Annotated in this window: 25 protein-coding genes; 3 read left to right on the plus strand and 22 right to left on the minus strand. The window is 63.0% G+C overall.

Translation table 11 applies throughout. The features are described 5' to 3' along the window. Positions 1-79: 79 nt before the first annotated feature. Together I8J29_RS17435 and I8J29_RS17440 are read right to left on the minus strand one after the other, a co-directional pair. Positions 80-1825 carry an ABC transporter ATP-binding protein gene (locus I8J29_RS17435; protein ID WP_208848812.1) on the minus strand — a complete coding sequence of 582 codons (1746 nt, stop codon included), beginning with the start codon at positions 1823-1825 and terminating at the stop codon, positions 80-82. A gap of 368 nt (positions 1826-2193) precedes the next feature. Further along, positions 2194-2727: an ADP-heptose synthase gene (locus I8J29_RS17440; protein WP_090636093.1), complete on the minus strand. Its 534-nt coding sequence runs from the start codon at positions 2725-2727 to the stop codon at positions 2194-2196. 208 nt (positions 2728-2935) lie between these two features. Between I8J29_RS17440 and I8J29_RS17445 the strand changes: the two genes are divergently transcribed. Next, the gene (locus I8J29_RS17445; protein WP_208848867.1) at positions 2936-3931 is read left to right on the plus strand and encodes a YpdA family putative bacillithiol disulfide reductase; all 996 of its coding nucleotides are present in this window, start codon (positions 2936-2938) and stop codon (positions 3929-3931) included. 72 nt (positions 3932-4003) lie between these two features. On the opposite strand, the gene I8J29_RS17450 is transcribed toward I8J29_RS17445, so the two are convergent. The 12 genes from I8J29_RS17450 to I8J29_RS17505 all read right to left on the minus strand — a co-directional run bounded on the left by I8J29_RS17450 (position 4004) and on the right by I8J29_RS17505 (position 16081). Beyond that, the gene (locus tag I8J29_RS17450) at positions 4004-4543 is read right to left on the minus strand and encodes a hypothetical protein (RefSeq protein ID WP_420831132.1); all 540 of its coding nucleotides are present in this window, start codon (positions 4541-4543) and stop codon (positions 4004-4006) included. Positions 4544-4565: 22 nt separating this feature from the next. Continuing rightward, positions 4566-4853 carry a hypothetical protein gene (locus I8J29_RS17455; RefSeq protein WP_208848813.1) on the minus strand — a complete coding sequence of 96 codons (288 nt, stop codon included), beginning with the start codon at positions 4851-4853 and terminating at the stop codon, positions 4566-4568. 132 nt (positions 4854-4985) lie between these two features. Then, the gene (locus I8J29_RS17460) at positions 4986-7292 is read right to left on the minus strand and encodes a thiamine pyrophosphate-dependent enzyme (protein WP_208848814.1); all 2307 of its coding nucleotides are present in this window, start codon (positions 7290-7292) and stop codon (positions 4986-4988) included. Positions 7293-7334: 42 nt separating this feature from the next. Beyond that, positions 7335-8345 carry a 2-oxoacid:acceptor oxidoreductase family protein gene (locus I8J29_RS17465; protein ID WP_208848815.1) on the minus strand — a complete coding sequence of 337 codons (1011 nt, stop codon included), beginning with the start codon at positions 8343-8345 and terminating at the stop codon, positions 7335-7337. Positions 8346-8558: 213 nt separating this feature from the next. Next, positions 8559-9479 carry a polysaccharide deacetylase family protein gene (locus tag I8J29_RS17470; RefSeq protein ID WP_208848816.1) on the minus strand — a complete coding sequence of 307 codons (921 nt, stop codon included), beginning with the start codon at positions 9477-9479 and terminating at the stop codon, positions 8559-8561. A 139-nt stretch (positions 9480-9618) separates the two neighbouring features. After that, on the minus strand, positions 9619-10668 hold the full coding sequence (locus I8J29_RS17475) for a phosphotransferase (RefSeq protein ID WP_208848817.1): 1050 nt from the start codon (positions 10666-10668) through the stop codon (positions 9619-9621). Continuing rightward, complete coding sequence (locus I8J29_RS17480; protein ID WP_208848818.1) at positions 10665-11327, minus strand: MOSC domain-containing protein; 663 nt, start codon at positions 11325-11327, stop codon at positions 10665-10667. Before I8J29_RS17480 ends, I8J29_RS17475 begins: the two co-directional genes overlap by 4 nt. Before the next feature lie 287 nt (positions 11328-11614). Next, the gene (locus I8J29_RS17485) at positions 11615-13306 is read right to left on the minus strand and encodes an amino acid permease (RefSeq protein ID WP_208848819.1); all 1692 of its coding nucleotides are present in this window, start codon (positions 13304-13306) and stop codon (positions 11615-11617) included. A gap of 236 nt (positions 13307-13542) precedes the next feature. Further along, the gene (locus I8J29_RS17490) at positions 13543-14112 is read right to left on the minus strand and encodes a response regulator (protein ID WP_208848820.1); all 570 of its coding nucleotides are present in this window, start codon (positions 14110-14112) and stop codon (positions 13543-13545) included. Positions 14113-14137: 25 nt separating this feature from the next. After that, positions 14138-14755: a DUF3298 and DUF4163 domain-containing protein gene (locus I8J29_RS17495; RefSeq protein WP_208848821.1), complete on the minus strand. Its 618-nt coding sequence runs from the start codon at positions 14753-14755 to the stop codon at positions 14138-14140. A gap of 70 nt (positions 14756-14825) precedes the next feature. Beyond that, positions 14826-15359 carry a GNAT family N-acetyltransferase gene (locus tag I8J29_RS17500; RefSeq protein WP_208848822.1) on the minus strand — a complete coding sequence of 178 codons (534 nt, stop codon included), beginning with the start codon at positions 15357-15359 and terminating at the stop codon, positions 14826-14828. Continuing rightward, a complete protein-coding gene (locus I8J29_RS17505; protein WP_208848823.1) occupies positions 15356-16081 on the minus strand; it encodes a phosphonate ABC transporter ATP-binding protein in 726 nt (241 codons plus the stop codon). The genes I8J29_RS17500 and I8J29_RS17505 overlap by 4 nt, the downstream gene beginning before the upstream one ends. 182 nt (positions 16082-16263) lie before the next feature. On the opposite strand from I8J29_RS17505, the gene I8J29_RS17510 reads away from it, so the two are divergent. Continuing rightward, complete coding sequence (locus tag I8J29_RS17510) at positions 16264-16485, plus strand: hypothetical protein (protein WP_090636072.1); 222 nt, start codon at positions 16264-16266, stop codon at positions 16483-16485. A gap of 208 nt (positions 16486-16693) precedes the next feature. Here the strand turns inward: I8J29_RS17510 and I8J29_RS34235 are convergent, their stop codons facing one another. Continuing rightward, positions 16694-16828, minus strand: coding sequence for a hypothetical protein (locus tag I8J29_RS34235; protein WP_256252509.1), 135 nt, complete (start codon positions 16826-16828; stop codon positions 16694-16696). A gap of 126 nt (positions 16829-16954) precedes the next feature. On the opposite strand from I8J29_RS34235, the gene I8J29_RS17515 reads away from it, so the two are divergent. Continuing rightward, the gene (locus I8J29_RS17515; RefSeq protein WP_208848824.1) at positions 16955-17695 is read left to right on the plus strand and encodes an HAD family hydrolase; all 741 of its coding nucleotides are present in this window, start codon (positions 16955-16957) and stop codon (positions 17693-17695) included. A 70-nt stretch (positions 17696-17765) separates the two neighbouring features. Here the strand turns inward: I8J29_RS17515 and I8J29_RS17520 are convergent, their stop codons facing one another. The 7 genes from I8J29_RS17520 to I8J29_RS17550 all read right to left on the minus strand — a co-directional run bounded on the left by I8J29_RS17520 (position 17766) and on the right by I8J29_RS17550 (position 25579). Then, positions 17766-20237 (minus strand): DNA topoisomerase 3, encoded by a 2472-nt coding sequence (locus I8J29_RS17520; RefSeq protein ID WP_208848869.1) that lies wholly within the window; start codon positions 20235-20237, stop codon positions 17766-17768. Between the two features lie 15 nt (positions 20238-20252). Then, positions 20253-21398: a glucosaminidase domain-containing protein gene (locus I8J29_RS17525; protein ID WP_208848825.1), complete on the minus strand. Its 1146-nt coding sequence runs from the start codon at positions 21396-21398 to the stop codon at positions 20253-20255. Between the two features lie 47 nt (positions 21399-21445). Further along, positions 21446-21769, minus strand: a complete 324-nt coding sequence (locus I8J29_RS17530; protein ID WP_208848826.1) for a hypothetical protein — start codon at positions 21767-21769, stop codon at positions 21446-21448. 81 nt (positions 21770-21850) lie between these two features. Further along, positions 21851-23338 (minus strand): glutamate synthase subunit beta, encoded by a 1488-nt coding sequence (locus I8J29_RS17535; protein WP_208848827.1) that lies wholly within the window; start codon positions 23336-23338, stop codon positions 21851-21853. 205 nt (positions 23339-23543) lie between these two features. Continuing rightward, complete coding sequence (folA, locus tag I8J29_RS17540) at positions 23544-24041, minus strand: type 3 dihydrofolate reductase (protein WP_208848828.1); 498 nt, start codon at positions 24039-24041, stop codon at positions 23544-23546. Positions 24042-24070: 29 nt separating this feature from the next. Beyond that, positions 24071-25033 carry a thymidylate synthase gene (locus I8J29_RS17545; RefSeq protein WP_208848829.1) on the minus strand — a complete coding sequence of 321 codons (963 nt, stop codon included), beginning with the start codon at positions 25031-25033 and terminating at the stop codon, positions 24071-24073. 57 nt (positions 25034-25090) lie between these two features. Next, on the minus strand, positions 25091-25579 hold the full coding sequence (locus I8J29_RS17550; protein ID WP_208848830.1) for an acyl-CoA thioesterase: 489 nt from the start codon (positions 25577-25579) through the stop codon (positions 25091-25093). Between the last annotated feature and the right edge of the window lie 131 nt (positions 25580-25710).

Here is a 25710-nt window from a genome sequence, read left to right on the forward strand (position 1 = left end):
TGCCCTCCTTCGGTCCGATCGGAGTCGGACGTGCTCGTTATTGGTTCTGCCCGCCTTGCGTCGTTTGCGAATGCCGGCCTCAGCGCGAAGCCGCCGCCTCCTGCATGTCGAACAGGCTGCGGAAGAAGCCTTCCTGCGCGAACAGCTCCTTGTGGGTGCCCTGCTGCGCGATCCGGCCCCGGTCCAGCACGACGATGCGGTCGGCCCGCTTCACCGACGACAGGCGCTGGGCGATGATGAACGTCGTGCGCCCCTTCATCACTTCGAGCAGTTCCTCGTGAATCGCGGATTCCGTCGCCGTATCGACGCTCGCCGTCGCTTCGTCGAGGACGAGAATCGGCGGGTCCATCAAGACCGCCCGGGCGAGCGCGACGCGCTGTCGCTGCCCGCCGGAGAGCCCGACGCCGCGCTCGCCGATGATCGTATCGTAGCCGAACGGCATGCCTTCGATGAAGGCGTGGATCTGCGCCTTGCGCGCGGCCCACTCGATCTGCTCCTGCGTGGCGTCCGGGACGCCGTACGCGATGTTCTCGCGGATCGTCGCCGAGAAGAGGAACGTCTCCTGCGGCACGATGCCGATCTTCCGGCGCAAGCCGTCGAGCTCGTAATCCTTGACGTTCACGCCGTCGATCGTCAGCGCGCCCCGGCTGACGTCGTAGAAGCGCGACAGCAGCGCGATCAGGCTGCTCTTGCCGGAGCCCGTGGCGCCGAGCACCGCGATCACCTCGCCCTGCTTCACGTCGAGCGAGATGTCCTCGAGCACGCCGGCTTCGCTCTCCGGATCCTGGTCCGCGAAATGGAACGCGACGCGGTCGAAGACGACGTTGCCCGCGATCCGGTCCGCGCCGACGCTCGAAGCGTTCGCGGCGATCTCGGCCGGCGTATCCAGCACCTCGAAGACGCGCGGCGCGGCTTTGATCGCCTGCTGCATGACGTTAATCTGCCAGCCGAGCATGTTCAGCGGCCAGATGATGCCCCAGGTATACCATTGGAACGCCATGAACGTGCCGAGCGTCATGCCGCCGTTCGCGACGTATAAGGCTCCGAACCAGACCATCGTGACGAACACGATGCCGCCGTAGAAATTCATGAGCGGGAACGCCTTCGCCTCGAGCTTCGCGCGTTCCATGTTCGTCCCGAAGTTATCCTCGTTGCGCGCCTCGAACTTCGTCTGCTCGACCTTCTCGCGCGCGAACGCCTTCACGACCCGGATGCCCGAGATGTTCTCCTGCAGCGTCGTCGTGAGTTTGCCCATCTGTTCGCGGACTTGGCCCCAAGCCGGGCCGACTTTCTTGTTGAACCGGTGCAGCGCGAGCATCAGCAGGGGAACGGTTGCCATGCTGAGCAGCGTCACCTGCCACTGCATGGCGAGCATGAACCCGATCGTGCCCGCGAAGGTGAGCGCGCCCGTGAACATCGCCATCGCGCCGAAGCCGATGAAGTTCTTGACCGCTTCGATGTCGCCGGTCATCCGGGACATCAGCTGGCCCGTCTGCGCTTTGTCGTAATAGCCGAAGGACAGCCGCTGGAGGTGGTCGTACATCTGTTCCCGCAGCTTGAAGACGACGTTCTGGCCGACGAGCTCCTGCGATCTCCCTTGCACGAACATCGCGACGCTCTTCGCCACTTGAATGCCGGCGAGCGCCAGCGTGAAGAAGAGAATCTTGTTCCCGCTCCGCTCCGCGATGCCCTCGTCGAACACTTGCTTGAGCAGCCAAGGCGCCACCAAGTCGACGAACGTGCCGAACACCAGCAGCAGAGCCGAGACCACGACCCATTTCAGGCTCGGACGCAAATACTTCAACAAGCGTACCATGACGTTCATCGCCTGCATTCCTCCCTCGATTCGAAGCCGTTCCGGCGGGCGGCAACAAAAAAGGAGACTCCGAGCCTCATGGCTCAAAGTCTCCTGGCGCACGGAACAGGGGCAGCCGTTCAAGGCCGTCTCATCTCATGCGCGGGAAATCGGGCCGATGGACTGGATTGCCATGCGAAATGCGCGACGCATTCTTCATGAAAATCATAGCCATCGCCCTCCTTATTCGTGGGTTTGCCCGCCTTAAACATCCAAATCTTATCATCCCTTCCAGCATTGCGCAAGAGGGGCGAACGAAAAAAAGCCGCGACCGGAGGAGGATGACGTTCGTCCCCCGCCCCCGGCGCAGCCTCTATCGCGTCGCGTCGTTCTTCGCCTTACAGATCGCGGGTCGATTCGAAGTCCGACGCTTCGATCCCTTGTTCGACCGCGAATTCGTAGTCCTCGATATCGTACACCTGAACCGGCACCTCGGCTTCCAGCAGCTTATCCTGGAATTCGAACTGGTCCGACAGCAGCGGCACGCCGAGCTTCATGGACGTGAGCAGCAGCTCGGTCTCGATCGGATCGAAATATTCGCCGTACTGGGCGTTGTCCACCGCGTGCACGACGGTGAACTGCACCGTGTCGTTCAGAAGCAGCGGCGAGCTTTCGCGCCACGGCATTTGCAAGGCCCGCTCGATCTTCTTGCGGTTGAACGGATCTTCGAAGAATCCGATCAGCTCTTGGATTTTGCCTTTCACGTGCTTATCGTCTTCCGGATCGTCCATGACCGGCTCCGGTCCGTCCTTCATATCGTAAAGCTCCATGATCGTCGAATATGGCAAGACAAAATCGACCGGCCGGCTTGGCACGAGCAATTGACCATACGTAGCAACCATTACGGCTTCGATAACGAATCGCCGTCGCATTCTATCTCCCCCTTCAAGCAGCGTTAGCTTATTATACAACAATTTGTTCCTGCGACACAGAGCCAAATGCTTGTATCGCCGTTCCCCGCGGCGGCGCGAGACGCGACCCGCGGCCGGATAAGGCGCCGCTCGCCCGAGGATGTGTTAAAATAATACGTATTCCCGCAGATGGCTTGAAATGAATAATGGAGTTGATAGAATCATGCTTATGCCTGACGAACAAATCATCATTATCGGCGCGGGGCCGTGCGGCCTTGCCGCCGCCGTCGAGCTTCAGTCGGTCGGCCTGTCCCCGCTCGTCATCGAGAAGCGGAACGTCGTGCATTCCATCTCGCAGTACCCGACGTACATGAACTTCTTCAGCACGCCGGCCAACCTGGAGATCGCGGACATCCCCTTCACGACGGCGAACGAGAAGCCGTCCCGGCTCGAAGCGCTCAACTATTACCGCAGCATCGCGCTCCGAAAGAACGTTCGGATGCACGCCTACGAAACGGTCACGGCCGTCGAGCCGCAGCCGAACGGCGGCTTCGTCCTGCGCAGCCATGACCGCTACGGCGAAGGCCGGCAGTACCGCGCGGACGCCGTCATCGTCGCGACGGGCTACTTCGATCATCCGAACCTCATCGGCATCCCCGGCGAAGAGCTGGACAAGGTCACCCACTTCTTCCGCGAGGCGCATCCGTACACCGGCATGAAGGTCGCGATCATCGGGGGCAGCAACTCCGCGATCGACGCGGCGCTCGAGCTGGAGCGCGTCGGGGCGGACGTCACCGTCGTCTACCGCGGGGAGACGTATTCGTCGCACATCAAGCCGTGGGTCCGGCCCGGCTTCGAAGGATTGGTGAACAAAGGCCGCATCGGCATACGCTTCGCCTCCCGGGTCGTCGAGATCGGACCGCGGACCGTGACGGTCGAGCGCGACGGCGTCCGCGAATCGCTGCCGAACGACTTCGTGCTCGCGCTCACCGGCTTCCGCCCCGACCGCGCGTTCCTGAACGGCATCGGCGTCACGATGGAGGACGAAGGCTATCCGACGTTCGACGACGAGACGATGGAGAGCAACGTGCCCGGCGTCTACCTGGCCGGCGTCGTTGCTTCTCGCCACGAGGCGAACGAGATTTTCATCGAATCCGGGCGCTTCCACGGCCGCAAGATCGCCGCGCACCTGCTCCGGACCGGCAAAATTCGCGCCGGCCGCTAAACGCAAAGGGTTTGATTCCGCCGCAGCCGGATCGCTGCGGGAATCAAACCCTTTTTTTGGCCGCCGGCCGCGTCACAGGCTCGCGATCGGCTGCAGGCCGTCGGAATCCGCGCCGGTGAACGTCATCACGGTCGCGATTTTCTGCAGCCGGATATACTCGTTGTTCGCCAGCTCCGTCCGGAAATACGCGAACATGTACGCCGCTTCGAGAAAATCGAGCCCCGGATAAACCGCGATGTTCTGATTGGAATGCGGATTGTCGAGCAGCACCTGCCATTCGCCGTCCCGGTCCGCCGCGGGCACGTCCCGGAACACCTGCGCCTTCGTACGGACGATCCCGTCGTATTCGCGCCAGACGTACGTCCAGGACGGGCTCATCCGGCCCGGCTCGGGAACGGCCTGCTTCGCCCGCTTCAGCAGCTCGGACGCCTGGGCGCATTCCGCCTCCCCGTAGGTCCGCAAATAATGCCGGAACGCGTCCAGAAACCGCCGCAGCGGCGTGAAGCCCGCCTCGCGCAGCGCTTCGCCGAACGCCTCGGTCTCTCCCGCCGAGCGAAGCTCGCGCAGCCTTGCGAAATAATCGTCCTCGCGTGCAGCGTCCATGTCTCTCACGACCTTTCCTCCCGTGCCGGCGCTAGGTTTTGATCACGGCGACCGTCCCGTCGGGCTCGAGCACCAGCCGGCGCCGCCGGTCGTTGTTCAGCTTCACGTTGAACAGCTTGAGCCGCTCCTCCCGGATGTCGAGCGCGTCCCAGCCGCCGTCGTCCTCGTAGCCGGCCTGCGCGAGGGCCGCTTCGGCCTCGCGCTCCGCCGTCTCGTTATCCTCCCACCAAAGGGCGCCAAAATATGCGAATTCATAGACATTCTTCAACATGCCGCAGGCGATCTCGCCCGACGCGCGGTGACGCAGTACGACTGGCATGGCGATGCCGCTCCTTTCTTCCGGGCCCGGTCCGCCCGCGCGCCGGCCGGTTCTTCCCGGGACCGATGCCGGAACGCAACAAGGCGCCGGCCCTTTCGAGCCGCGCCTTGTTAACGGCGTGAAGGATCCTCTTTACAGATACGCGTTCTCGTGCTTCGCTTTCAGCCGCTGCCAGCGGCGTTCCACTTCGTCCTCGAACATCTTCAGCGCCTCGGCGTATTCCGGCCGCGTCATGTGCTTCGTCTTGCCCATGTTCTTGAGCCAGTCGCCGAGCGGAATCCGCTTGCCCTTGTCCTCCGGGTTGAACGTGATGGACGTGATGCCCTCCTCCACCTCGTACAGCGGGAAGAAGCAGCTGTTCACCGCGTCGTCGATCAGCGTTTGGCCGATCTTCTCCTCGGACAGCCAGTTGAGCGGGCACGTGATGAGGATTTTGCCGTACACGAGACCGACGTTCTGCGCGTAGTACTGCGCCTTGGCCGCTTTGCGGAGCAGATCCTGCGGCAGCGATTCCGAGCCCGTGAAGACGTACGGAATGTTCGTGGCCGCCATGATTTGCGCCGTGTCCTTGTGATGGAACAGCTTGCCGCCCTGATGCTTGCCGACGTTCGACGTCGAAGTGCGGTGGCCGAGCGGCGTCGAATACGACAGCTGCGCGCCGGTGTTCATATAGCCTTCGTTATCGTATTCGAGAATGATCATCTTATGGTTGCGCAGCGCGCTGCCGATCGCCGGGCCCATGCCGATGTCCATGCCGCCGTCGCCCGTGATCATGACGAACGTGAAGTCGTCCTTCAGCCCGTACTGGTCCAGCTCGCCGCGGCGCTTGCGCTCCCAGAACATTTCGACGACGCCGGACAGCGTGGCCGCTCCGTTCTGGAACAGGTTGTGGATATACGTCGCCTTGTGCGAGGAATACGGAAAGCCCGTCGTGACGACCATCGCGCAGCCCGTCTGGTAGAGCGCCACGATATCGCCCTCGATGCCCTTGAAGAACAGCTCGAGCCCCGAGAAAATGCCGCAGCCCGGGCAGGCGCCGTGCCCCGGCGCGAGCCGCTTCGGCTTCTTCGTCAGCTGGCGGACCGGCGGCACCTTCACCTTGAGCTTGCCGCTCGCGGCGTCGCGGTCGACGGTGATCAGACCCGTCTTCAGATCCTCGTACTTCAGCGGCTCCAGCACGCGCTTCGGCGCTTTGGCCGGATCGCCGGGCGTATGGCCCCAATAATCGAACGGCACGTCGACCTTGCCCGTATTCGCCGCTTCGATCGCGAGCTCGAACAGATGGTGGCCGTCCTCGGCGTAGAAGTCTTTGCCCCCGAGTCCGTAGATGCGGCTGACGACGAGCGTGTCCTTGGCGCCGTGCGTGAACAGCGCCGCCTTGATCTCGTTCGTCATGTTGCCCCCGTGCCCGCCGTAGGAATCGGCGCGGTCGCCGATCGTGACGGCCTTGACGCCGCGCAGCGCTTCGGCGATCTGCTTCGCCGGGAACGGGCGGATCATGTTCGGCGCGACGGAGCCCGCCTTGATGCCTTTGGCGCGCAGCTGGTCGACAACGTCCTTGATGATCTCGGAAGCCGAGTTCATCAGGAACACCGCCACCTCGGCGTCGTCCATCCGGTACTGGTCGAGGATCGGGTAATCGCGTCCCGTCAGCGCGGCGTATTCTTGGCGGATGCGGTCGTAGACGTCCGCCGCCTTGTACATGGCGATGGACTGCTGGTAGCAGTTGTTGATATAGTCCGGCTCGTTCATGTAAGGGCCGACCGTGATCGGATTGTTGCGGTCGAGCACGTGCTTGAACCCGTCCGGCGAATGCTCCCCGACGAAGGCGTGCACGTCGGCCCGGTGCGCGAACGTCTGCACGCGGCGCTTCTGGTGGGACGTGAAGTAGCCGTCGGAAGCCACGAGCACCGGCAGCCGGACTTCCGGGTCCTCGGCCAGCTTGAGCGCCATGATGTTCATGTCGTACACGGCTTGCGGATCGCGGCACATCAGGATCGGCCAGCCGGTGTTGAGCGCGAAATACAAATCGGAATGATCCCCGTGAATGTCGAGCGGCCCCGAGACGGAACGGCAGACGAGATTCATGACCATCGGGAAGCGCGTGCCGGATTGGACCGGCATCTGCTCCAGCATATAGAGGTAACCGTTGGAGCTCGTCGCGTTGAACACGCGTCCGCCCGCGGCCGACGCCCCGTAGCAGATGCCCGCGGAGCCGTGCTCGCCGTCCGCCGGGATCAGCTTGATGTCGTGCTGGCCGTTCGCCTTCATGAGGTCGAGGAACTGCGCGACCTCCGTCGACGGCGAGATCGGGAAGTAGCCCATGACGTGGTAGTTGATTTGATGCGCCGCGTAAGCGGCCATCTCGTTGCCCGATTCGTACACCATCCGTTGTTCGACCGTGCCCGTGCTCACTTCTTTATTGATTTCAATGGCCATTTCGAAGCTCCTCTCTTTCGCGCGCGGTGCCGCGCCACGACGTTAATTCGCTGCTGCCCATTCGAATTTGTGCGGTACCCGGTGCTCGTCGCCGTAGCCGTCCGTTTCGCGCTCCGAGGCGAGCGCTTCGGTCGGACAGGCGACGACGCATTTCAAACAGCCCTTGCAATATTGGTAGTCGATCCCCTGCAGGAACATCTGCGGCCGGCCTTTCTTGTCCGGCTGCTCCTCCCAGACGAAGCAAAAATCCGGGCAGGCCGTGTCGCAGGCCGCGCAATGGATGCACTTCTCTTCGTCGAAATGCGGCATCATGCCCTGCCGCGAGATGCTCAGGTCCTTCAGCACGCTGTTGCCCGGATTGACGATCATCCCGCCGATCGGCTGCGTCGCGTAGCCGAGCGCCGGCACGTCCCACCGCGTCGGCTCCGGCATCGCGACGCCTTCCGGCAGCGCGAACGTCTGGAACCGAACCTCGTCGTAGCCGCGCTGGAAGGTGCGCAGCGCCGGATCGACCGCCTGCGGGTATTTCTTCTCCAGCGACTTGCGGATAATGCCCTTCATATGCTCGAAATCGAGAAAATCGCACAGCCGGAACAGCCCGCCGAGCATCGCCATGTTGACGCGGTTGTTCTCCTCGAGCGCGATCCCCGTAGCGTCGACGACCGCCAGCGTGCCGCCGGCCAGCTTGATCTTGTCCTTCAGCTGCTCCGGCGTCTTGGAGGAGTTGACCAGCACGACGCTGTCCTCGTAGATGCCGCTGATGACGTTGATCGTCTTCGACAGGTTCTCGTGGAACACGCCGACGATGTGCGGGCGCTCCACCGGCGTCGTGTCGCGGATATTCGTGTCGATGTCGCAGAACCGGATATGCGCCTTGACCGGCGAACCCTTCTTCTCCGAACCGTACGAGGAAAAGCTGACTCCGTTGAAACCGCTTCCAACAACGCCCGCCTCGGCCAACATTTTGCCGGCCAGGTTTGCCCCCAGGCCGCCGATCGACTCCAAACGAATTTCAAAGAATCCAAGTTCATTCTGCTTTGGAAGTATTGCCACCTGCTCCACTCCCTTTCCGAATTAACTGAAAACTTTTTATATTCACAACAGTCAGTATAACACTAGAACCCCCCACCGAATAGCGGTTTTTTCCAAAACAGGAAGCCCAAAACACTGCTACAGCCGATTTGTCCGACGTACTGTGCTAGTACAGCTCGTCCGTTTTGCCGCAACAAGGCTGGAACAGCGGGTTCCGCCTTGCCGCGCCGCCCGTTACGGCGCGCTGCGCCTGCGCTGGTGCTGTCTCAGTTCGCGCCACCCGATCCGCGCGATTCCTTCCCGGCTCATCGCGTCCTGCACCTCGGGATCGCGGAAGACGTCCAGCTCCATGCCCCTGCGGTACGGCTCGCCGTGGAAGGCGACAAGCTCGTCGGTGACGAACGACGGATGGATGATGAGCTCCGTCACGCCCGGCTTCAGCCGCTTGAGCAGCGCGATCATCCCCGCCTTGAACTGGGCGTACGTCTCGCCCGGCGCCGACCGGAACGGCATGCCGACGAGGTAATCGAGCACGAGCACGCCTTTGCGCGCGGCGGCCTCCGCCTGCTTCATGGCCAAGCCCGCCAGCTCGGGCGGCGCCGGCATGCCGCTCTCGAGCAGCAAGCAGCGGGGCAGCCGGAACGGCAAGCCGTAATGCGCGCACGCCTCGAACGTCTCGCTTAGGAAATCCCGGCCCGTCTGCAGCCCGTACAGGCTGCCCATATGGTTGTCGGCATGCGTCACGTCGACGCCTAGCGTCAGCGCCATTTCGATCTGGGCGACGATTTCCTGCTTGACCTGCGCGGCGTCGGCGCGCCGCTCGAACGCCTTGGCGTCCTTGTAAAAATACCCCTCCGCCGTCGTCATCGACTGGGTCGGACCGCCGCGGTAGACCGGCCCCCACTTCAAGGCGTCCCATTCGCTCGTGAACGTCAGGTGGACCCCGACGTCCAGTCGGCCGCGTGCGGCGCTCCACTGCGCCGCTTCCCGGGCCCACGCGCAGGGCATCATGATCGTGGCGGACGAGACCGCGCGCTCCTCCAGCAGCTTCTGGACGCCGAGATTGGTCGAATGGCATACGCCGTAGTCGTCTGCGTTAATGATCAAAAGGCGGTCGTTCGGACCGTATCCGAGCTGCTCGGCCGTGCTTTTCATCGATTGCGTTCCCCTCCTGCTGCGCCTGCGGACGCGGTGGCGTTACGAACCCATCATGGCATGTATATGACGAAAGCCCGGCGGTTCATGCCCCTTTCGGGGATGAACCGCCGGGCTTTGCCCGTGCCGTTCCTTTCGGTTAAACGGAGGCCTTCCGCGCGAGCGCGTTCCGAAACAGCGCCAGCAGCCGCTCCCGACGGCGCTCGATCCAGCCGCACGCGAAGGAGACGCGTTCGATTTCCCGAAGCCATACTTGCTCCGGATCCAGGCCTTCCGCGAGACGGACCGCGAAATGCAGCCAGACGTCGATCAGGCGCAGCTGCATCAAGTCCGGCAGCAGCGCGATCTCTTCGGGTTCGAGGGGAAGCTTCTCGCCGTAGCCGGCGCAGAACAGCTCCATCCGCCGGACGGCGCGCTCTTCGTCCCCGCACGGAAATTCGGCCAGCACGACGGCGAGCTCCATCGCCCGGACGTCGACCGCGCAGAATTCGAAATCGAGCAGCCCGACGATCGCGTCGCCCTCCGCCAGCGCGTTCGAAAACACGATGTCGCCGTGGATCCACTGGTGCGGAAGCCGTTTGACGCGATCGATTAACGCCGTTAACCGCGTGCGCAGCGCGTGCAGCGACGCGACGGCTTCCGCCCGTTCCGCGAGCGCCGGCGAACGCCGGCACAGCGCCGTGAGCGTCGCCTCGTCCGCGGCGGCGTGCGTCGCTTCGAAGTCGTAATACGGCTTGTACGCCGGCTCCAGCCCGGCTTGCGGGCCGCACGCCGCGAACGCCCGCGTCAGTTCGCCGGCCGCGCGTCCCAAGCCCGCGGCGTGGGCGGGATTGTCCGGCGTCGGCCGGCTGCCGGCGATGTAGCCGAACAGCGCGGCCAGCTTGCCGTCCGGCGCCTCGGCGATCGTCGAGCCGTCCCGGCCCGCGACGGGCGACGGCACGCGGAAGGAGAGGCCCGCATGCTGCAGCGCCGCCAACAGCCCGTGCTCGATGCGGACGATCGCGCGGTCCCGGTGATTGTCGTACACGCGGAGCACGTAGCGGTCGTTAGCGGCATAAACCATCCGCGTCGTGTTGTTCATGCCGCTCTCTTCCTTGGCGATCCGCAGCGGCCCGGCGAGCGGATACCGGCCAGCGACGGCGGCGAAATACGCGTCCGCCCCGGACGCCGCGGCACGCGCTTCCGTCATGCCGGCGGCCCGTCCAGCTTGGCCAGCCGTTTGGCCAGCGTCTGCCGCCAGCTCTCGGAGAGCTCGGGGACCGCGAGCAGCCTCGCGATGCCGTCCCGGTCCTTCTGGTCGCGGTGCATGACGCGGTTCGCTTCCGCGACCGTAACTCCGGCTTCGCTGCGGTGCCGCAGCACGAGCCGCTCGCCCTGCGCGACCTCGCCTTCCTCGAGCACGCGGAAGTAAAAGCCCGTATAACCGCTCTCCTGCACGTCCAGCTGCAGCGACGGAAGACCGTGCTTCATGCCGAGCTTGTAGCACGGCTGCCTCGGCTGGCTGACCTGCAGCAGCGCCCCGCCGGCTTCGACGACGTCCCCGATGCAGAGCGACGTCTCCGTCAGCGCGGATACGGTGAAGTTTTCGCCGAAATCGCCGGCTGCCGCGGTTCTCCCCCAACGTTCCGTCCAATACGGGAAATGGACGGCGCTGTAGACGCAGACCGCCTTGTCCGGTCCGCCGTGATAGACGAGATCGCCCTGCGCGTCGCCGGTCAGCCCCGCGGCGCCCAGACGCAGCTTGCCGGCGAACGGCTTCTTATTGATGCCCGTTACGACTTCCTTGTTGCCGAACGGCACGGTCTCGAGCAGCGAGACGTTCAATGACAGCAATGTTCCGAGTTCCATATTCGACCTCCAGCCTAGCAAGCGTTAACGAAATTATACGCGCAGCCCGGGAGGTTGGCAATCCTTCCGGCGAGGGCGCGGCAGCGGATCCGGCACGAACAGGCAGAATGTTACAGTCCGTGTCGAAAGTCCGCCGATCGTGTTGCATTCTGCGCTTCCCCGGGAAATGACGGACGGCTAGCCGCGAATATTTCCCCGGTCATCCGCGCGTCATTTCCCGCGCGTCCGAGGCGTCCGAGAATGCCGGCCGCTCCCCGTCCGGGCACCGTCGGCGCTGGTCTGATCCTTTATTGCGGGAATTTTCTTTCAATTCTGATACATTCATCGATCGACCTTCGGCTGAAGCGCATCGATCCGACGATTTTGAGCGGCGATTTGCGCCGCAGCGCGCGATGCCGGCGCTCGATGCCGATCGCCGTCGCCAGCAGGACGGCCGCCGCGGTCAGCAGCGCGGCCGGCTTCAGGAGGCAGACGGCCGTCAAGCCGGTCCCCGCGAGCCAGCTCGCCGTCGCCGCGTCGACGGCGGCGCCGTATTTTCCGAGCTCCCACGGCCCCTTGAGCCTGGAGCGCTTCCACGTCCCTCCGGCGCCTTGCCCGCGCAGCGTTTCCTTCAGCCGGCCGCCGATCGGCAGCACATAGGCCGCATGCATGGCCGCGATGCCGGCCAGCACGAGCTGCGGCAGCAGCAGCGGCAGCGCGTCGCGCGGCACCGCCAGGGCGAACGCCAGGGCGGGCAAGCCGGCGCCCGCCGCGGCCGCCAGCGTCGCCCGGACCGGCCAGCGGAGCCGCATGGACACGGCGGCCAGCTTCGCCGCGTACGGCGCCGATTCGTCGCGCGCCATGGCGAAGAGCGTCTTCGAGACGGAGGCCAGCGTCGTCGTTCCGCCCGCCCAGACGACTGCCGCGGCCAGCGCGAAGAACAGCGCGGCGGCGGCGGATCCGAGCCGCTCCCACGCGCCGACGAGCCAATCGCCGACCGCGGCCTGCGGGACCGGGCCGCCCGCGCCGTTCCGGGCTTGCATGGCGATGAACGCGAACAGCACGAAGCCGAGCAGCGCGAGCGCTGCGGCGGACAGGAAGACCGACCACGGCACGGTGACGCGCGGGTCGTTCGTCTCTTCCCCCGCCTGCGCCCCTTCGCCCAGGCCGAGGAACAGCCGCTGCAGCAGCACGAAGCCGAGCAGCGCCGGGGCCTGCCCGCCCCCCTCCCCCGCCGGGCTCAAGTCCGCCGCCGTCAGGCCGAGCGCCTGAAACGGATCGTCTCCGTGCCAGACTTGGGCCGCCAGCAGCGCGACGATCGCGACCGGCAGCAGCAGCTGGACGGCCGCGGACCATGCCAGCACGCGCCCGAAGCCGCGCATCGCCCGCGCGGCCACGGCCGCCTGCGATGCGAAGAGTCCCGCCAGCACCGTATAATACAGGCCCGCGCCGCCGGTCGAGCCGAACAGCCGCTCGATCTTCCGGCAGCTCCAATCCGCGAGCCATACGTTCGTGGTAATCAACAGCAGCGCCGATCCGCCGATATGCAGCCAGCCGGACCACAGCCCGGCCCGCCGGCCGCTCGCGGCCAGCGCCCAATGGTAGCAGCCGCCGGCCGTCGGCACCGCCGATGCGTACGCGGCGACCGAGCACGCCGTCAACAGGCCGAACAAGCCGACGATCGGCCAGCCAATGCCGATGACCGCGGGCCCGCCGGCCTCGATCGCGGGACCGAGCAGAAACAAAGCGCCCCCGACAAGCGGCAGCGACGAGAACGCGAGGCCGAAGGACGACGGGGCGCCCATATGCCGGGTGAGCTGCTGGGCGATGCCCAGTCCGTTCAGCTCGTGTTTGTCCCGCATGTAACGAACGTAGGCGCCGTGGCTTCGCAGCGGCTGGTGCAGCGACAGCTTCGCGCCGCGCTCGGCGACGCGCGCCAAAAAGAAGGCCAGTCCGCATACCGCGGCGAACAACGCGCATCCGATCCAAAGCAGCAGCATGCCGACACCTCCTAATTGACTCTATGAAGCGGCCCGTTCGGTCAGCACGCCGCCGGAGCATTTCCCCGCAAACATTTCCCCGCCCATGAAAAACCGCCGGCTGCGCGCAGCCGGCGGACGAACGTGGGTCGTTATGAGGCTAAGGACCAGGGTTTAAAACCTTCATCGCTTGATAAAGACGCTTGATGCGGGCGCGTGATTCGGACTTAGAGGAAACGCGCGGTTGCCGCAGCCGATCAGGAAACTTCGCCGGCGTCGATGCCCGCGCCGTTCGCGCCTCCCAGCACGTGGCGTTTCACGCGCTGCAGGTCGAACGGCTTCATGAAGCACGCGCCGATCCCCAGCCGCTCGGCCTCGGCCAATTGCTCGGGGCTCCCGTAGCCCGTCATCAACGATACCGGCACGCGATCGTCCAGGCGCCTGATGGCCCTTAACGCTTCGATGCCGTCCATGTCCGGCAGCTTCAGGTCGAGCAGGACGTGATCGATGCCGCCCGACCGGACCGCGTCGATCGCGGATGCGCCGTTCAGCGCCTGGCTGACCGTCGCGCCTTCCCGTTCGAACAGCTCGGCGAGCATCGTCCGGATCAGCGGCTGATCGTCGACGATGAGCACGCGGCGGACGCCGCCGGCCGGTTCGCCCGAAGACGCGATTTCCCGCCCGGGCGTTTCCGGAGGCTTCGGCCGTCGCGGGTCCGCGGCGCCGCGATTCGCGATGGCCGGCTTGCTCCGCTCGTCCCTCCGGCGCCGCGCGGCGAACAGAAGGATGCCTAGCAGGACGAGCAGCGATACGAGAACATACACCATGGGAACCGGGAACCCCTTCTACACGTTAATCGTTCGCGTCCATCCGTCCGAGCGGCCCGTTCGGATTGACGATGTCGCTCACATCATACACCGAAATCGGAAAATAGGGAAATCCGAAGGCGTAAGGCGTGATTTCGTAAAGCGCGAAATAGATGACCAAGGCGCGGTCCGCGATGTAAAAAGGCTGATCCGGCCGAATCGCCTTGAACGGCTCGAACGTCTCGATCTGCCGCTCCGCGATTTGGGCCCTGACCAAGTCGGACAGTCGCTTCACGTAATCGCTTCCCGGCTTGAACAGCTCGGCGAGGGTGAACGCTTTGCCCGTCGCCGCGTCGAAGGTAAGCGATTCCTGAAGCGTCAGGCCGTGCGCCCCGCCGGTATAGGCGTAATTGAAGAGCGAGAGGCTGAGCACGTTTTTTTCGTTCGTCTTGATTTCGAAATAGCCGATCATCTCCGCCCGGGGATCGGCAAGCGAGCCTTGGTCTTGGACCAGCTGCCGCTCGGTCTGGCGGATCTTGTTGTTGATCGCGGTCTGCGCGGCCGGCTGCCGGAGCCCGCTCACGACGGGCACGTAAAGCTCCGCCTTCGGAAACGCGACCCGCGAGGACTGCACGATGGCCGGCTGCTGGAATTGAAACGCCATGTCGGAACACCTGCCTATATAGGATGATGTTCCATTCTATGCCGGTTTCTTCCTGCCGTTGCCATTTGCTTCATTCGCCCGGCAGCGCGGGTGATTGAAGCTTCATTTCGTGCCACTCCAGGCCGCCGTGCGCCGAAGCCGACTTGCCTATATGCCGGAAACCGAGTCCTTCGTAAAAGCCGATCAGATGCGCCTCGCACATGAGCACGATGCCTTCGAGCCGGTCGGCCGCGGCTTGGCCGATAAGCGCTTCCATGAGCGCCTTCGCGATTCCCCGTCCGCGGTGCGCCTCCGCCACCGCGACGGACAGCACGCACAAGTAGCGGCCTTCGTCGCCCGGCGAACCGTGCGCGCTCTTGACGCCGTCCGCCGCGCTGCTGTCGTCGTCGGTACGGACGCCGCACGCCAGGCCGACCAGCTCGCCGCTTCGCCAGGCCGAACGGAAATAGCCCGGGAAATGCCGCTGCCGGAAGGCGAACGCCTCGCGCGTCGCCGCCGCCTCGGCCGGATAACAGGCCAGTTCCAGCACATGGGCCGCATCGAGGTCTTCCGCGCGCATCGGCCGGATCTCGAACGCGCGCCCGTTAGGATCCGCGGCGCTCACAGCAGGTTCTTCTCCCGCTCCGTCATGCGCCTGCCCTTGATGTCGAGCACGATCTCGCCGTTATTCAGACCGACGATCCGGTCCGCGAACCGTTCCGCCCAATCGCCCTGGTGCATGACCGCGACGACGGAGATTTGCTGAATCCGGCACATGCGCTTCAAGTCGGACAGCACCTGCTCTGCCGCGTGCGGATCGAGGCCGGATACCGGCTCGTCGACGAGCAGCGTCTTGGCGCCGTGCACCAGCGCCCGCGCCATGGCGATGCGCTGCCGCTCCCCGCCGCTCAGCTTGTCGCCCTTCTGGTGCGCCTTGTCGATCAAGCCCATCTTCTCGATCATGTCCATGGCGCCCATGTAATCGTCGCTGCGGACCATGCCGGTGAACCGCCGCCAGAACGGCGTCTGTCCGACCGCGCCGATCGTCACGTTCTTGAGCGCCGTCCGGTTGCCGTACAGCGTCGGCTTCTCTTCCAGGTACGCGATTTCGCGGTGCACCTTCAAGCGGCCCTGCAGCCCTTTGGCGAAAATATCGACGCCGTCGACGGTATAGCTGCCGCTCGTCCATTTTTCTTTCAGCGCGAGGCATTTCAGAAGCATGGATTTGCCGCTCCCGCTCGCGCCTTTCACGGCGATGAATTCGCCCGGTTCTATAGTCAGGCTGATGCCGGAGAGAACCTGGGGCCCGCCCGGAATTTGTTTCGATAATTGCGATACTCTGATCATGACTGGCGCTCCTTATCCCTCGCGGGGCTGCTTAATCTCGTTAATCGTTCGCGATAAAAGGCTTACATATGAATCTAGTGTAAGGGAAAAAAATAATAGTTTCCATACGAACAGATGTTTGCTATAATCAAAACAGGAACAAATGTTCTAATCTCTCAGATACCGTAAGGAGGCTGACCATCATGACAAACTGTGAAAACTATCGTTTTATCGAGAACCACCGTCCGTTCCGGGATTTGACGTTCAAGTTCTATTCCAACGGCGCGTTGACCATTATCGACAACAGTGCGGATGAGGTGATCAGCCCCCGCGATCTGAAAGGCGCCAGCTACGACTTCTATGTTAAGAAGAGACTGGCGTTCATCAAGCAGGATTTGACCGCCAAGATGAAAAAATACGCGTGATCGCGCATGCGCGGACATTTCGGGTTATCGGAGTCTCTATATGACGGCCGGCCTCCCGATGGACGCCGTTAGTCATGCCGTACGTCGTACCTTCCGTCATGCCGTACGTCATCTCCATCATGCCCTCCATCATGCCCTCCATCATATAGAGACCTTTATCCTAGTTAGGGACTTTCCTCATCAAGACATCGATGCCGCGTCCGTTCGGTTACGGCAGCTGCTTGTTAATGCCGTTCAGGCTTGCCGGCCTATTGGCTGCTTTTTCCGGCTTCAGGCTGACGTAATACTCCTTCAAGCCGGACTCGTCGTTCCGGTTCCGCTTGCCGTTCTTGTTCAGCACCATTTCCCACTCACCTCCGGACCTTAGGGTTTGTAAATCATCCCAGCGCTATTCGATTTGACGGCGAATCCCAAGATGCGGTAGATTGAATCTACAGCGAAATCATCCGGGGAAGGAGCCGTGCTTAAGATGAAACAAACCATTCTATTCGATCTCGATGATACGCTTATTTACTGCAACAAATACTTCTTCTTCGTCATTGACCAGTTCACCGACTGCATGACCGACTGGTTCCGAGGCTATGGCGTCACGAAGCAGGAGATCCACGACAAACAGACGGAAATCGATATCGCCGGCGTGCAGCTCGAAGGATTCAAGAGCGATCACTTCCCGCGTTCCTTCATTGACACGTACCGGCATTTCTCCGATCTGCTGGGTCGCGCGAAATCCGCGTCGGAGGAAGATTTCCTTTGGAAGCTCGGACACAGCGTGTACGACTTCCAGGCGGAGCCGTATCCGAACATGGAAGAAACGTTGTACGAGCTATCCGATCAAGGGCATGAGCTGCACTTGTATACCGGCGGCGAGCTGCTCATTCAGCGGAAGAAAATCGAACACATGCAGCTGGAACGGTATTTCGGTCCCCGCATTTACGTTCGCGCCAAGAAGAACACGGAAGCGATGGAAGACATCCTCCGGGAAGGACAGTTCGACCGGAACGCCACCTGGATGATCGGCAATTCCATCCGCACCGACGTCATTCCGGCGTTGACGGCCGGCATTAACGCCATTCACATGAAGACCGATTCCGAGTGGGTCTATAATATCGTCGGCATCGACGTGGAGCCGAAGGGCGCGTTCATCACGCTGAACCACCTGCACCAAATTCCGGACAGCATCAAGAATTACGTCGACGGACGTCCGCACTGAATGCGGAAGACGCAAACAGGCTTGCCTTAAGCCGGAGCAGCGCTGCTCTTGCTTAAGACAAGCCTGTTTTTTAGGTTGCCGGTTGAAAGGCGATCGTGCCTTTGGCCGGGTCGGTCAAGGTCCATTTTCCCGAGACGGCCGTGCCGTCCGCGAGCTTGAACGTCGACTTCCGCGTGACGCCGTTCTCCGCCAGCGCTTTGGCCATAGCCGGCGTCACGTGCTTCCCCTGCTGTTCCTTCCAGATGACGAAGCCGCAGCCCTCCCGGAAGCGGAGGCAGCCGTATCCGCGCTTGCCTTCGATCAGTTGCCCGCCGCAGCCCGGTCTCGGGCATGCCGCGATCGTGCCGCGCGAACCGGCCGAGCCTTCGCCGTTCGCCGGCGCCGGCTTAGTCGCGCGCCCCTCCGTCTTCGGGCGGGACGCTGCGGCCGGCGCCTTGGCGCGCGAAGCCGGAGCTGCTTCGACCGGGGCGGCGAGCATCCGGCCGCCATCGCTCGCGCCCGTGCGGGCGGACGGGCGACCGCGGGAAGCGACCGGCGCCGAATCGGCAGCCGCCGCTCCTCGCGACCGGGTGCCGGCGCGCGGCGCCGTCCCGCCCGCCTTCCGCGCCGATGCCGCAGCTCCGCGGCCCTTCCCTTTCGCCCCGCGCTTGCCGCCGCCGTCCGGTTCGTCGAACAGACTCGCGGGCGCCTGCTGCTGCTGCTTCACCTTCCCCACGATCATCTCCGCGAATTGCTTCACCTTGGCGATGAACTGCTCGTCCGACGCTTCGCCTTTGGAGATTTGATGCAGACGCTGCTCCCAGCGGCCGGTCATTTCCGGCGAGGCCAGCAGCTCGACGCCCGCGCCGCGAATGAGCTCGATCGCGGTACAGCCCTTCGTCGTAATGTCGAGCCGCTTGCCCGCGGACGTGATGTATCCGACCTGCTTCAGCCGTTCGATCGTGGCGGCGCGGGTAGCCGGCGTGCCGAGCCCGGTCTGCTTCATCGCATCGCGAAGCTCTTCGTCCTCGATCGCTTTGCCCGCGCTTTCCATCGCCTTCAGCAAGGTGCCTTCCGTGTAGGGCTTCGGCGGCTTCGTCTCCTTCTCGACGGCCGAGGCGTCGTCGCAGCGGACGGGCCGGTCGGCATCGACCGAGAACGGGCGATCGGTCTCGACCAGATCCTCGTCGCCTTCGACCGCCGCCGACGCGTCGTCGTCCTTCTTCTTGCCTTTGCCCTTCCCCTTGGCCGCGTTTGCTTCCGTCTGCTCCAGCACGACGCGCCAGCCGAGCTCCAGCTGTTCCTTAGCCCGCGTGCGGAACGACTCGCCTTCGACCTCCGTGATGACTTCGTGATTGTTATAGACGGCCGGCGGATAATAATGCGACAGGAAGCGGCGCACGATCATGTCGTAAATATTCTGCTCTTCCGTGCTTAACGTCCCCGGCTTCTTCGGCGTCGGCAGGATCGCGTGATGGTCCTCGACCTTGGCCGGGTTGCATACCGCCCGATTTCCTTTATGCACGCGGCTTCGGTCGGCTCCGTTCGCGAGATCCGCGTACGCGGTCCCCTTCAGCATGTTCAGCACGCTGCCCATGACGGGGATGTTCTCTTCCGTCACGTAGTTGGAGCTCGTCCGCGGATACGTGATGACCTTGTGCTTCTCGTAGAGCGCCTGCGCGATATCCAGCGTCTTTTTCGCCGGATAGCCATAGCGGCCGTTCGCCTCGCGCTGCAGCAGCGTCAAGTCGTAGAGGCGGTACGGGTATTCCTTCGACTCGTTGACGGTGTAACTGACGATGGTGCCGGGCTTGCCCTTCACCTTGGCCGCGAGCTTCTCCGCCTCCTCGCGCTTTGTGATCCGGTCGCCCTGCCAGATGCCCTTGTAGCCGAAGTCATCCTGGGTGAAGGCCGCCTGCACGATAAAGTACGTCTCGCTGTTGAACGCCGTAATTTCCTTATGGCGGTCGTACAGCAGCGCGAGCACCGGCGTTTGCACCCGTCCGACGGACAGCAGCGCCTTATGGCGGATCGTGAACGCGCGGGAGGCGTTCATGCCCACGAGCCAATCCGCCTCGCTCCTGGCGCGCGCGGCGCGCGTCAAATCGTCGAAGTCCGTGTCGCTGCGCAGACCGTCGAAGCCGCGGCGGATCGTCTCCGGCGTCAGGTCGGAAATCCACAGCCGGTCCGTCGGCTGCGGAAGCTTCAGGTATTGCCGGATGAGATGAAAGATCAGCTGGCCTTCGCGCCCGGCGTCGCAGGCGTTGACCAGCCGGCCGCACCGCTTGGACAGCTCGCCGATCGTCTTCAGCTGATCCTTCGTCCGCGCGTTCGGCCACAGCTTGAAGCGATCCGGGATGATCGGAAGATCCGCTTCGTTCCACCGTTTATATTTCGGGTCGTATTGATCCGGTTCGGCCAAGCCGACCAGATGTCCGATCGCCCAGGTGATGATATACCGCTCGCCTTCCAAATACGTGCGCTTGTTCTGCGCCCGCGGTTCCACGACGGCGGCGATGGTACGGCCCATGTCGGGTTTTTCGGCTATGATTAATGTTTTCAGGACTATCCCTCTTCTTCAGCGTTTCGAGTCCGCCGTGATTTGCGTCAGCATCGCGTTGAACAGGCTGTTCACGCCTTTCGACCAATTGGGGTCCTCCGCGTATTCGCGGTTGATCCACGTGACCGCGTCGACGCGCTCCGGCCGGTCGAAGCTGAGCCGGTTGATCGTATTGCCGGCGATGCGGGCCGATTCGGCGATCGTCGTGTTGAACGCTTTCCAGCTATAGAAGACGTTGAACGGATTGTTCGCGATCTTGGCGGCGTTCTTGGCCGTCTTCGGCACGAAGGCCTGCTCCTGTCCGGTAATGGCGAACAAGAGCAGCGGATGAATGTCATGCTCCTTCGCGGCATGCAGGATCGCGCTCAAATACGGCTCGTCCGCCAGCAGCGACGACTTGCCCCGCAAATACCGCACGAGCCGTTCCCGGTCGACCTCGGCGTACCGCAGCTCCGCGGGCAGCGCGTTCTTCTGCTTGACGACCGGCGGCGTCGGCGCCGGGATCCGCACGATCGTTCGCGGCCGCTCGATTTCGGCCGGCACCGGACGAACCGACCACCAGCCGTAGCCGAGCATGGCCGCGCACAGCGCGAGCGACATGGCCAAATAGGCGCCCGAAGGCAGCTTTGCCGCCTTTCGCGCAGGCAGTCTTACCGGCTCGGGCAGCCGTACCGGCAGCGCTTCTGCCGCGAACGCGCCGCGCGGGACGAATCGGCCGCTGTCGCGCAGGCCGGCCGCGCCGACGACCGCGTCCCATGCCGACAGCCCGAGCTCCGGCGACGCCGCGATGACTCTGCTTTCGGCCAGCGCTTCCCGAAACCGCGCCGGATCGATCGCGATGCCCGCGCGTTTCTCGCACCAAGCATGCAGCGGCCGCAGCAGCTCGGGCAGCTCCGTATCGAGCTGCATGCACGTCTCGTAAATCAGGGCTTCATTAACCGGCAGCGCCTTGCCGGCCGCGACGTCGCGAATCAGCGCCCGCATGACCGTGTGCTTCGCGTCTTCCGGAAAGTCCGGCAGCTGGCGCAGCACGATGCGCTGCATGGCGTCCGCCACGATTTCGGCCCGGCGTTCGTTCGGAAGGGCGCCGTGCTTGTGCTGGACATAATGGCGGAGCTTGCGGATATCGGCGTTCGTGAGCACGCCTGCGGCTTGGCCGTACATGACATCGCCTCCTGATCACCATGGCTCTCAGGAATATAGTACCACAGCTAGACTTCGCCGCGCGCTAGATTTGCGATCGCTTGCTGCATCGCTTCGTCTTCGATATACGCGCGAATTTGATCCTTCTCGTCCGCCGTAAATTGAAACTCGCAGTCCGTCCCTTCATCTAAAGGGACGATCTGGGCGATGACGCCGCCGTGCGTGCAGATGACGAGCGCCGTCATCGCCGCGAGCCCGGACGGGACCGGCGTGGCGGGGTCGACGTCGACCGCCAGCTCGATGTCGATCCATTGGGCATCGCGGCGTTCCAGACGCGGCGCGAACGAGCGGAATTTCAGGTGCGTAACGGTATCGGAACCGTATTGAATCATAGGTCTGCTCCTTTCGAACGGCATGAACGAAATAAAAGCGCCCGAAGGCGCTTTGGGTGGATAGGCTTGTGAAGAATGGGCTTAAGGAAGCATCGTCGTGCCCATCAGGTAGCGGTCGACTTCGCGCGCGGCTTCGCGGCCTTCGTTGATCGCCCATACGACCAGGCTTTGTCCGCGGCGCATGTCCCCGGCGGCGAATACTTTTTCGACGTTCGTGTTGTATTTGCCGTACGTCGCTTTGACGTTGGAACGGCGGTCCTGCTCCACGCCGAGCTTCTGGATCAGCGTGTTTTCCGGTCCTTCGAAGCCGACGGCGATCAGGACGATATCCGCTTTCCATACTTTCTCGGTACCCGGAATCTCTTTATAGATTTTACGTCCGGTTTCGTCGACCGTACGTTCGATTTGCACCGTGTGCAGCTCTTTCACGTTGCCGTTCTCGTCGCCGACGAATTTCTTCGTCAAGACGGAGAAGGCGCGCGGATCTTCGCCGTACAGCGCGCGAGCTTCCTCTTGCGCGTAATCGAGCGTATAGACGTTCGGGAATTGCGGCCACGGATTCTTCTCGTTGTCGCGCGTCAGCGGCGCTTTCGCGTGCGTGCCGAATTGGGTAACGGAGCTGCAGCCGTGACGAAGCGCCGTAGCCACGCAGTCGGTGCCCGTGTCGCCGCCGCCGATGACGATGACGTCCTTGCCGGCCGCGTCGATATAGTTGCCGTCTTCCAGGTTGGAATCCAGGTAGCTCTTGATCGTGCCGTTCAGGTAGTCCATCGCGAGATGGACGCCTTTCAAGTCGCGCCCCTCGATCTCCACGTCGCGCGCCTTCGTCGCGCCGCCGCAGAGCACGACCGCGTCGAATTCGTTCATGAGCTGCTCTGCCGGCACGTTCACGCCGACTTCGGCATTCGTCACGAAGTTGATGCCTTCGGCTTCAAGCAGGTCGACGCGGCGCTGCACGACTTTCTTGTCGAGCTTCATGGTCGGGATGCCGTACGTGAGCAGTCCGCCGATGCGGTCCGCACGCTCGTACACCGTGACCGTATGGCCGGCTTTGTTCAGCTGCGCGGCCGTAGCCAAGCCTGCGGGGCCCGAGCCGACGACGGCGACTTTCTTGCCCGTGCGCATGTGCGGCGGCTGCGGAACGACCCAGCCTTCTTCGAAGCCTTTGTCGATGATCGCCGATTCGATCGTCTTGATCGTGACGGCGTCGCCGATCAGGCCGACGGTGCAGGAGCCTTCGCACGGAGCCGGACAGACGCGGCCGGTAAATTCAGGGAAATTATTCGTCTTGTGCAGACGGTCGAGCGCCTCGCGCCACAAGCCGCGATAGATGAGATTATTCCATTCCGGAATCAGGTTGTTGACCGGGCAGCCGGACGTGCCGCCGGGAAGCTCGATGCCCGTATGGCAATACGGCGTGCCGCAATCCATGCAGCGCGCGCCTTGCGTCCGCAATTGATCTTCGCTGAAATGCTTATGAAATTCATTCCAATCCTTGATCCGCTCCAGCGGGTCGCGGTCGGCCGGCAATTCGCGCTTGTAGTCCATAAATCCAGTAGGTGTCGACATGATCGCTTTCCTCCATCCATTTTCCCATTACCGAATGTTCGTCTTCTCTCTCAAAACTATATCGGGAAATCCGCCATGATTCAATATCAAACTTTCCCAAAACTATTTAGAATATCGTAGCAATAAGGCCTACGGCATGTAATGGATTTTCCGTACAATCATTTGCACTTTCGTACATAATGTTCGACGTTTCCTACGGTGCCGTTCAGCGTTCGGGCTTCGTCCTCACATAGGTGACGATGGTGAAATCATAGGCGTTTTTCTCGTCTTTGGCATGAAACTCGCGGCTCGCGACCTGCCACTCCGACGCATCGAATTCGGGGAACCGCGTATCTCCTTCGACGGTCGCGTCAACTTCCGTCAAGAACATTTTATCCGCGTGCGGCAGAAATTGCGCGTAAATTTCCGCGCCCCCGATGACCATCAGCTCGTCTTCCCCCGCGTAGCGCGCGAGCGCCTCTTCGACGGAATGGACCGTCTCCGCGCCTTCGGGACGGTACGTCTCGCTGCGCGTCAGGACCGCGTTGCGCCGGTTCTTGAGCGGTCCGCCGAACGATTCGAACGTCTTCCTGCCCATCACGACGGTTTTCCCGGTCGTCGAGCGCCGGAAATGGCCCATCTCGGCCGGCAGATGCCACGGCATCGCGTTATCCGCGCCGATGATGCGGTCATGGGCCATCGCGGCGATCATCGTAATCGTCATGGCTGATCCCCCCTTTATCTCTGGTATGGTTATACGGCCACGGGCGCTTTAATGGAAGGATGCGGATCGTAGCCGTCGACCGTAATGTCCCCGACTTCGAAATCGAAGACGGACGCCACGTCCGGATTCAGCTTCAGCACCGGAAGCGGCCGCGGCTCGCGGGCCAGCTGCACGTCGATCTGCGTCAGGTGGTTCGAGTAAATATGGGCATCGCCGATCGTATGCACGAACTCGCCGACCGCGAGGCCGCATTCCTGCGCGATCATATGCGTCAGCAGCGCATAGCTGGCGATATTGAACGGAATGCCGAGGAAAATGTCGCCGCTGCGCTGGTACAGCTGGCAGGACAGCTTGCCGTCCGCTACGTAGAACTGGAACAGCGTGTGGCATGGCGGCAGCGCGGAACGCTGCGGCGTCGCGTCTTCCGGCGACCATGCCGTGACGATAAGGCGCCGCGAATCGGGATTGCGCTTGATCTCCGCGATCACGTTCTTCAGCTGGTCGATCGTCTCGCCCTGCGACGTCTGCCAACTGCGCCACTGCTTGCCGTAGACGTTCCCCAGGTCGCCGAACTCGGCGGAGAACGCGTCGTCGTTCAAGATCCGCTCGACGAAGAGCGCTTCCTGCTCCCGGTACTCCTCCGCGAAAGCTTCATCGGTCTGCGAGCGCAGGCCGAAGTTCGTCATGTCCGGGCCCGCGTAAGCGTCGCTTTCCACCCATTTCTTGAACGCCCATTCGTTCCAGATATGATTGTTGTGCTGCAGCAGATAGCGGATGTTCGTATCGCCCTTCATGAACCAGAGCAGCTCGCTCGCGATCAGCCGCAGCGGCACGCGCTTGGTCGTCAGAAGGGGAAAGCCCGCCTGCAAATCGAAGCGCATCTGGTAGCCGAATACCGATAACGTTCCCGTTCCGGTCCGGTCCTCCTTCTTCGCGCCGTGCTTCAGGACATGCCGAAGCAGGTCCAGGTATTGCCGTTCGCTCGTGCTCAACGTCGTTCCACTCCCGCTCATTGCGGCCGCGGCCGCAATGGTATTTCACCTATTTTATCACTTTATGTCGGATCTGTCCCGCTTTCGCTGCATGCGAAGTTCATAGCGATCCGGAGCCGTGCGGTGCAGATCGGCCTCCTCGTCCGTTTCCGGGACGATGGCCGGCACCGGCTTCGGCTTCCCGGCGTCGTCGAGCGCGACGAACGTGAAGAACGCGGTGACCGCCGTCTTCCGTTCGCCCGTATAGACGTTCTCTGTCTCGACCTTGACGTACACTTCCATCGAGCTGCGATGCGTCCACGCGACGAACGCCTCGACGTCGATCATGTCGCCGACACGGATCGGCGCGACGAAGTCGAGGCTGTCCGTGGAAGCGGTCACCACCGGCCCGCGCGCATGGCGCATGGCGGCGATGGCCGCGATTTTGTCCATGTACTCCATGACTTTGCCGCCGAACATCGTGCCGTGATAATTCGCGTCCAGCGGAAAAATGAGCTGCATCATCGTCGAACGCGATTCCCGCGTCGATTTGGCGTTCGTGGTCATTTGCCTATCCCTTCCTGTTCGCGGAGTCGGCCGAAGCGGCGTTCGGCTGCGTCATTATGTAAAAAGAGGCCCGCCTGCAGAACGACTGCGGCGGGACCTCTACGCGCTTGTCACGCTATTGTATGTGCATA

This window comes from Paenibacillus artemisiicola (genome assembly GCF_017652985.1).
In the GTDB taxonomy this organism is placed as follows: domain Bacteria; phylum Bacillota; class Bacilli; order Paenibacillales; family Paenibacillaceae; genus Paenibacillus_Z; species Paenibacillus_Z artemisiicola.

What these genes read in the sequence shown, in the direction of transcription:
- I8J29_RS17550 (WP_208848830.1), bottom strand. Translation starts at nt 25,579, where the DNA reads ATGACCACGAACGCCAAATCGACGCGGGAATCGCGTTCGACGATGATG.
- I8J29_RS17445 (WP_208848867.1), top strand. Translation starts at nt 2,936, where the DNA reads ATGCCTGACGAACAAATCATCATTATCGGCGCGGGGCCGTGCGGCCTT.
- I8J29_RS17515 (WP_208848824.1), top strand. Translation starts at nt 16,955, where the DNA reads ATGAAACAAACCATTCTATTCGATCTCGATGATACGCTTATTTACTGC.
- I8J29_RS34235 (WP_256252509.1), bottom strand. Translation starts at nt 16,828, where the DNA reads ATGGTGCTGAACAAGAACGGCAAGCGGAACCGGAACGACGAGTCCGGC.
- I8J29_RS17470 (WP_208848816.1), bottom strand. Translation starts at nt 9,479, where the DNA reads ATGAAAAGCACGGCCGAGCAGCTCGGATACGGTCCGAACGACCGCCTT.
- I8J29_RS17435 (WP_208848812.1), bottom strand. Translation starts at nt 1,825, where the DNA reads ATGAACGTCATGGTACGCTTGTTGAAGTATTTGCGTCCGAGCCTGAAA.
- I8J29_RS17510 (WP_090636072.1), top strand. Translation starts at nt 16,264, where the DNA reads ATGACAAACTGTGAAAACTATCGTTTTATCGAGAACCACCGTCCGTTC.
- I8J29_RS17480 (WP_208848818.1), bottom strand. Translation starts at nt 11,327, where the DNA reads ATGGAACTCGGAACATTGCTGTCATTGAACGTCTCGCTGCTCGAGACC.
- I8J29_RS17530 (WP_208848826.1), bottom strand. Translation starts at nt 21,769, where the DNA reads ATGATTCAATACGGTTCCGATACCGTTACGCACCTGAAATTCCGCTCG.
- I8J29_RS17505 (WP_208848823.1), bottom strand. Translation starts at nt 16,081, where the DNA reads ATGATCAGAGTATCGCAATTATCGAAACAAATTCCGGGCGGGCCCCAG.
- I8J29_RS17485 (WP_208848819.1), bottom strand. Translation starts at nt 13,306, where the DNA reads ATGCTGCTGCTTTGGATCGGATGCGCGTTGTTCGCCGCGGTATGCGGA.
- I8J29_RS17535 (WP_208848827.1), bottom strand. Translation starts at nt 23,338, where the DNA reads ATGTCGACACCTACTGGATTTATGGACTACAAGCGCGAATTGCCGGCC.
- I8J29_RS17490 (WP_208848820.1), bottom strand. Translation starts at nt 14,112, where the DNA reads ATGGTGTATGTTCTCGTATCGCTGCTCGTCCTGCTAGGCATCCTTCTG.
- I8J29_RS17495 (WP_208848821.1), bottom strand. Translation starts at nt 14,755, where the DNA reads ATGGCGTTTCAATTCCAGCAGCCGGCCATCGTGCAGTCCTCGCGGGTC.
- I8J29_RS17525 (WP_208848825.1), bottom strand. Translation starts at nt 21,398, where the DNA reads ATGTACGGCCAAGCCGCAGGCGTGCTCACGAACGCCGATATCCGCAAG.
- I8J29_RS17440 (WP_090636093.1), bottom strand. Translation starts at nt 2,727, where the DNA reads ATGCGACGGCGATTCGTTATCGAAGCCGTAATGGTTGCTACGTATGGT.
- I8J29_RS17475 (WP_208848817.1), bottom strand. Translation starts at nt 10,668, where the DNA reads ATGACGGAAGCGCGTGCCGCGGCGTCCGGGGCGGACGCGTATTTCGCC.
- folA (WP_208848828.1), bottom strand. Translation starts at nt 24,041, where the DNA reads ATGACGATTACGATGATCGCCGCGATGGCCCATGACCGCATCATCGGC.
- I8J29_RS17455 (WP_208848813.1), bottom strand. Translation starts at nt 4,853, where the DNA reads ATGCCAGTCGTACTGCGTCACCGCGCGTCGGGCGAGATCGCCTGCGGC.
- I8J29_RS17460 (WP_208848814.1), bottom strand. Translation starts at nt 7,292, where the DNA reads ATGGCCATTGAAATCAATAAAGAAGTGAGCACGGGCACGGTCGAACAA.